Source organism: Formosa sp. S-31 (genome assembly GCF_051172795.1).
Lineage (GTDB): Bacteria > Bacteroidota > Bacteroidia > Flavobacteriales > Flavobacteriaceae > Formosa.
Genome location: NZ_JAENDK010000004.1, coordinates 246795 through 253435, shown reverse-complemented (window position 1 = coordinate 253435; position 6641 = coordinate 246795). Strand labels below are relative to the sequence as shown.

The following is a 6641-nucleotide window of genomic DNA, read 5'->3' as shown; positions in this document are numbered from 1 at the left end:
AGAGCGAAAGACGGGATTTGAACCCGCGACCCTCACCTTGGCAAGGTGATGCTCTACCCCTGAGCTACTTTCGCGTAGTGTTTTAATGAACTTAGCAATATCGCTATTGCGGATGCAAATTTAGGACATTTATTGAAATCTCAAAGCTTTTTGTTTGAAAAAATAAAAAATAAATTTTAAGACACTAAAAACCAATAACCTACAATTAACTTTTTATCGTCTTAGCTGGCTTTACAAGCATTCTTTTTATTTCATTTAATTTCATCAATGCCTCTACAGGAGTCAATGTATCGATATCTGTATTTAAAATTTCGTCTTTTATATTTTCCAAAAGCGGATCGTCTAAATTGAAAAAACTCAATTGTAAATCGTCTGAAAAGGTCTTTACTTTATCTGTAAGCTCTTCACTGGAATGTGATTTTTCCAGTTTCTTTAAAATCGTATTTGCCCGATGCAATACCTGCTGGGGCATTCCAGCCATTTTTGCTACATGTATTCCAAAACTGTGCTCACTACCACCTTCCACAAGTTTTCTTAAAAACAAGACATTATCCTTTAATTCCTTTACCGAAACATTATAATTTTTAATTCTCGAAAAAGTCTCTGTCATCTCATTTAATTCATGATAATGCGTTGCGAACAGCGTTTTTGCCTTAGCCGGGTGCTCGTGTAAATATTCACTTATAGCCCAGGCGATAGAAATACCATCGTAGGTACTCGTTCCACGCCCAATTTCATCGAGCAACACCAGACTGCGTTCCGACATGTTATTTAAGATGGATGCAGTCTCATTCATTTCTACCATAAACGTCGACTCTCCCATCGAAATATTGTCACTAGCTCCTACTCTGGTAAATATTTTGTCTACTACACCAATTCTTGCCGATTTAGCAGGAACAAAACTTCCTATCTGAGCTAAAAGCACTATTAAGGCCGTTTGTCTTAAAATGGCCGACTTACCAGACATGTTGGGCCCGGTTATCATGATAATTTGTTGGGTTGACCGATCTAAAAATACATCGTTAGCAATATAAGGTTCCCCAATAGGCAATTGTTTCTCTATTACAGGGTGACGCCCTTCAACAATTTCAAGATCGTAAGTATCATCTAAAACAGGATACACATAGTTATTCTCTGTTGCCAACTGTGCAAAACCACACAAGCAATCTAGCTGGCCAATAAGAAAAGCATTTTGCTGCACTGGTTTTATATACTGGCTCATCCAGGAAACCAGATCGGCAAATAACTTTTGCTCTATGGTCAATATGCGTTCTTCGGCTCCTAGTATTTTAGCTTCATATTCTTTTAATTCCTCCGTAATATAACGTTCTGCGCTTACTAGAGTTTGTTTTCTTATCCAATCTGCCGGCACTTTGTCCTTATGTGTATTCCGCACTTCAATATAATAACCAAACACATTATTCGAAGCTATTTTTAAAGACGTAATCCCAGTACGCTCGCTTTCTCTGGCCAACATATCGTCAAGATACTGTTTACCAGAAGTTGACAGATTACGAAGTTCATCCAGCTCTTCCAAAAAACCTTTAGCTATAGTATTTCCTTTAAGTACATTTACGGGTGCGTCTTCGTGTATGGTCTGCTTAATACGCTCCCGCAACACATCGCAACTCTGCAATTTATCGCCTATAATTTTTAAAGCATCATTATCGGATTGAGATGCCAAGGCTTTTATGGGCACAATGGCTTCCAGTGAATTTTTAAGTTGAATAACTTCACGCGGACTAACTTTAGCCGTAGCCACTTTAGAAATTAGACGCTCTAAATCGCCAATATGCTTTATATGATTACGCATCTTTTGATGCATTTCAGTCTCTTTCGTCAGGAAATCGACTACCTCATGGCGTTGTTTAACCTTATCGGCATCCTTTAACGGCAAAGCCAGCCAACGCTTTAATAAACGCCCGCCCATTGGCGAAATGGTTTTATCTATTATATGCAGTAAGGTTACTGCATTATTGTTGGTTGAATGATACAACTCCAGATTACGCATTGTAAACCTGTCCATCCACACATAATCATCTTCAGCAATACGAGCTATAGCTGTAATATGTTCCAGTTTGTTGTGCTGAGTTTCGCTTAAATAATGTAAAACAGCCCCAGAAGCCACAATACCATCTTCCAGATTTTCTACACCAAAACCTTTGAGTGTTTTTGTATTAAAATGTTTTAATAAAGATTCGTTTGTATAATCGTCTTGAAACACCCAATCTTCTAAATAAAACACATGATAATCTTCTCCAAAAGTCTCCTTAAATGCCTTACGCTTTTGTTTAGACACTAAAATTTCACTTGGATTAAAATTCTGAAGCAGTTTATCTATATATTCTGCATTCCCCTGCGAGGTTAAAAATTCTCCTGTAGAAATATCGAGAAAGGAAATCCCGATAAACGTCTTACCAAAATGAACAGCACAAAGAAAATTATTCGATTTCGACTTTAACACCTCATCGTTAAGCGAAACTCCTGGCGTAATTAGTTCTGTAACTCCTCGCTTTACAATAGTTTTCGTCTGCTTTGGGTCTTCTAACTGATCGCAAATAGCTACACGCTCGCCTGCTTTAACTAGTTTGGGCAAGTAGGTATTAATGGAATGATGCGGGAATCCTGCTAATTCGGTTTCACTTTCACTGCCGGCGCCACGTTTTGTTAAGGTAATATCGAGTATCGCCGCTGCCCTAACAGCATCTTCTCCAAAGGTTTCATAAAAATCGCCTACTCTAAACAAAAGCATCGCATCGGGGTACTTTGCTTTTATTGCATTATACTGTTTCATTAAAGGCGTTTCCTTTTTCGTTTTTTTTGCCAAGGGTAAGAAATTTTTAAGTGTTATTTTTGCGCTTTAGTAAGGTTGCTAAAGTAACTATTATTTGATTTTTTTGAAAATATGTATCGTGCATTTCACTAAAATCAACAGAATTAAAAATAGAAATCAGAATTATGCGCAAATTAAAAAACAGCGAGTTAGACCGTTTAAGTGTAGAAGACTTTAAAGTTATTGAAAAAACACCATTAATCATCATTTTAGATAACATTAGAAGTTTAAACAATATTGGTTCTGTATTTAGAACGAGTGACGCTTTTTTAATTGAAAAAATTTATCTCTGTGGTATTACAGCCCAACCTCCGCATAAGGACATTCACAAAACCGCTTTAGGGAGTACCGAAACGGTTAATTGGGAATATGCTAAAGACACCATAACTGTTGTAAAATCGCTTCAGGAAAAACAAGTAAAAGTGCTAAGTATAGAACAAGCTGAAAACGCAACCATGCTGGATACTTTTACACCTACAGCAGACACTACTTACGCCCTTGTATTTGGAAACGAAGTTAAAGGCGTGCAACAGGAGGTTGTAACAGCTAGTGATATGGTAGTTGAAATTCCGCAATACGGCACTAAGCATTCTTTAAATATTTCTGTAAGTTGCGGCGTTGTTGTTTGGGATATTTTTAGCAAATTAAAATCGTTGTAATGACCACACCAGACAACACACTGGAACTTACTAACGCCCAAAATCTTTCATTTGAAAATGTAATATTTAAGACAAGCGCTAAAGAACTTAAAATGCCAGAAGAGACAGTTTCAATCGAAGGCATCCAACTAATTCACCCGGATTAATTTTAATTAATTAATTTTAAAATACTCAGATAGTCTTCGCGATTTGCTACAAAATCCAAGCTGGAAACATCTATGATTTTCACTTCCAGTTCGGTTTGGTTTTTGAGAAATTCCAGATATCCCAAATTGATTTTATTGAGATATTCGTCTTCGATTTGTTGTTCGTACTCTCGGCCGCGCTTTTTAATATTTTTTTGAAGACGCTCCGTATTTTGATACAAATACACATACAAATCGGGCTTTGCTATTTCCTTGTACATGATATAAAATAACTTTCTGTACAACTTAAATTCGTCTTCCTGTAGTGTGATTTTAGAAAAAATAAGCGATTTAAACACATCGTAATCACTAACTATAAAATCCTTAAACAAATCTAACTGCGATAAATCATCACTAATTTGCTGATACCGATCGGCCAGAAAAGACATCTCTAAAGGAAAAGCATATCGTGAAGCATCGTTATAAAATTTTGGCAGAAACGGATTATCTGCAAAACGTTCCAAAACTAATTTTGCATTAAAATCTTCAGAAATCTTTGTTGCCAGACTAGTTTTTCCTGCTCCTATATTACCTTCTATAGCAATGTAATTATAGTTAGTAAACCTGTAGTTTTCTATAGGATTTTTCAGAGTATCAAAAACTTCTTCTATGACACTCTTATCTTCACATGCATTTAAAAGCTCTGCCACAGTTTTATTAAAACCGGGATGTTTATATGTAGCTGCAATATCTAATAATGGTTTTAAAACGAAAAGTCGTTTATGCATTTCAGGATGCGGAACCTGTAACAGTTCACTATTGATAATCTCATTCTCAATGAAAATGACATCCAAATCGATTTCCCGTGCCTGATACCCTTTTACACCTGACCTAACCCGACCTAATGCGGCTTCTACATTTAATAAGGTTTGCATTACAACATCGGACCTCAATTCGGTCTTAACCACGAGGCAAGCATTTAAAAAATCGTCACTATCAAATCCAAATGCAGGCGTTTTATAGACTTTGGAAATTGCCTCTATAACTCCAATTTTGGTAAAAATTGAATTTACAGCCTCCTGCAAATATGCAATTCTATCTCCTTTATTACTCCCAATAGATATATATACCCGTTTTGTCATATTTAAAAAGCTGTGCAAATTAAAGAAATCTAATCCATTTATTCTTTGGTTTAAATCATTATCCTTTCGAATTATCGGAATAAAAAAAAGCAACTTTATACAGATGTGTTACGGTTTAAAATTTAATATGTAGGTTTGTTCTAAACCATATAGCTCATGACCAAAAAAAACTATTTTTTAGCACATCGCATATATCTGTTACTTGGAGCCTTGTTTATGACCTCGTTAGTGGTTTCTAATTTAATTTTTCAGAAGTTTTTTTACTGGTACCCTTTTAACATCACGATTTTCGGCGCTAATTTATTCGAAGTTTCCGTGGGCATTTTACCATATCCCATTACATTTTTAATAACCGATTTAATTAGTGAAATTTATGGCAAAAAGGCCGCAAACCAAATCGTAGTAACAGGCATATTTGCTTCTATATTTTCCATATTAATCATTTACACTTCGAATGCTGTACCGGCTACGACATGGTCGCCTGTAAACAACGATACCTTTACAGCCGTTTTCGGCAGCACAGCCATTGCCGTATTTGCCAGTATGATGGCTTATCTATTTGCTCAGTTTATTGACATACAAATTTATCATTTCTGGAAAGATCTCACCCAAGGCAGACATTTGTGGCTAAGAAACAATTTTTCAACCTTTTTATCCCAATTTATTGACACTCTTACCGTTTTATTGTTATTATGTTTTTTTCATAAAATAGAATGGAGTAAATTTGCAGGATTATTAATCAGCGGATTTCTGTTTAAAGTACTCATGGCTGCTTTAGACACTCCGTTTTTATATTTGGGCGTTTATTTTTTCAGAAAACGTTTCAACTTAAAAGTCAACGAAGAAATACATCTTATTTAGGGCTCTTTCCACGCGCTTCTTACCTGTATTTATTTAAAAGCACCTTAATTATTCATTTTTAATGAATTAAGCAGCTTTTTATTTGGAATTACAAAATATTCGTTTACATTATAAGGTACGGATTTTAAATAAATTACATAAATGAGGCAACTAAAAATTACAAAACAGGTAACAAACAGAGAGTCTAAATCTTTAGATAAGTATTTACAGGATATTAGCAAAATGCCTCTTATTACTGCCGAGGAAGAAGTGGAACTCGCACAGCGTATTAAGACCGGAGATCAGGCTGCATTAGACAAGCTTACTACATCTAATTTAAGATTCGTAGTATCGGTTGCCAAACAATATCAAAACCAAGGACTAACGTTACCAGATTTAATTAACGAAGGTAATGCCGGTTTGGTTAAAGCTGCCAAGCGATTTGACGAAACCCGAGGCTTTAAATTTATTTCGTATGCCGTGTGGTGGATTCGACAAGCCATTTTACAAGCCTTAGCCGAACAATCCAGAATAGTACGTCTACCGTTAAATAAAATTGGATCGATAAATAAGATAAACAAAGCGTACTCCTTTTTAGAACAATCGCATGAGCGTCCACCTAGTCCGGATGAAATTGCAAACGAATTGGATATGACGGTAAATGAAGTAAAACAATCCTTAAAAAATACAGGACGACATTTATCTATGGATGCGCCATTAAAAGAAGGAGAAAATTCCAACTTGTACGATGTATTTAAATCTGGAGAATCACCAAACCCGGATAATAACTTAATTAACGAATCGCTTAACATGGAGATTAATCGAGCTTTAGACACCCTTTCGCCAAGAGAAAGTGATGTAATTCGATTATTTTTCGGCCTGACCAATGAGGCTCCGATGAGTCTGGATGAAATTGGAGAAACATTCGATTTAACGAGGGAACGCGTAAGACAAATTAAAGAAAAAGGAATAAGACGCCTGCGTCATAGTTCCAAGAATAAAATATTAAAAACCTATTTGGGATAGTCCTGAATTTATTAAA

Annotated in this window: 6 protein-coding genes and 1 tRNA gene; 4 read left to right on the top strand and 3 right to left on the bottom strand. The window is 35.7% G+C overall.

Going from position 1 to position 6641, the window contains the following annotated elements; translation table 11 throughout:
* Positions 1-2: 2 nt before the first annotated feature.
* Together I3217_RS06850 and mutS are read right to left on the bottom strand one after the other, a co-directional pair.
* Positions 3-74: transfer RNA gene (locus I3217_RS06850), tRNA-Gly, on the bottom strand.
* A gap of 131 nt (positions 75-205) precedes the next feature.
* Positions 206-2827 (bottom strand): DNA mismatch repair protein MutS, encoded by a 2622-nt coding sequence (gene mutS, locus I3217_RS06845; protein ID WP_435049008.1) that lies wholly within the window; start codon positions 2825-2827, stop codon positions 206-208.
* Positions 2828-2958: 131 nt separating this feature from the next.
* Here mutS and I3217_RS06840 point away from each other — a divergent pair, with 131 nt between their 5' ends.
* Together I3217_RS06840 and I3217_RS06835 are read left to right on the top strand one after the other, a co-directional pair.
* The gene (locus I3217_RS06840; RefSeq protein ID WP_435049007.1) at positions 2959-3492 is read left to right on the top strand and encodes a TrmH family RNA methyltransferase; all 534 of its coding nucleotides are present in this window, start codon (positions 2959-2961) and stop codon (positions 3490-3492) included.
* The gene (locus I3217_RS06835) at positions 3492-3638 is read left to right on the top strand and encodes a hypothetical protein (protein ID WP_435049006.1); all 147 of its coding nucleotides are present in this window, start codon (positions 3492-3494) and stop codon (positions 3636-3638) included. The genes I3217_RS06840 and I3217_RS06835 overlap by 1 nt, the downstream gene beginning before the upstream one ends.
* Positions 3639-3640: 2 nt before the next feature.
* On the opposite strand, the gene folK is transcribed toward I3217_RS06835, so the two are convergent.
* A complete protein-coding gene (gene folK / locus I3217_RS06830; protein ID WP_435049005.1) occupies positions 3641-4759 on the bottom strand; it encodes a 2-amino-4-hydroxy-6-hydroxymethyldihydropteridine diphosphokinase in 1119 nt (372 codons plus the stop codon).
* 156 nt (positions 4760-4915) lie between these two features.
* Here folK and I3217_RS06825 point away from each other — a divergent pair, with 156 nt between their 5' ends.
* Together I3217_RS06825 and I3217_RS06820 are read left to right on the top strand one after the other, a co-directional pair.
* Entirely contained in the window at positions 4916-5620 is a 705-nt protein-coding gene (locus I3217_RS06825) for a queuosine precursor transporter (protein WP_435049004.1), read from the top strand.
* A gap of 141 nt (positions 5621-5761) precedes the next feature.
* Positions 5762-6625, top strand: coding sequence for a sigma-70 family RNA polymerase sigma factor (locus tag I3217_RS06820; RefSeq protein ID WP_435049003.1), 864 nt, complete (start codon positions 5762-5764; stop codon positions 6623-6625).
* The last annotated feature ends 16 nt before the right edge of the window (positions 6626-6641 follow it).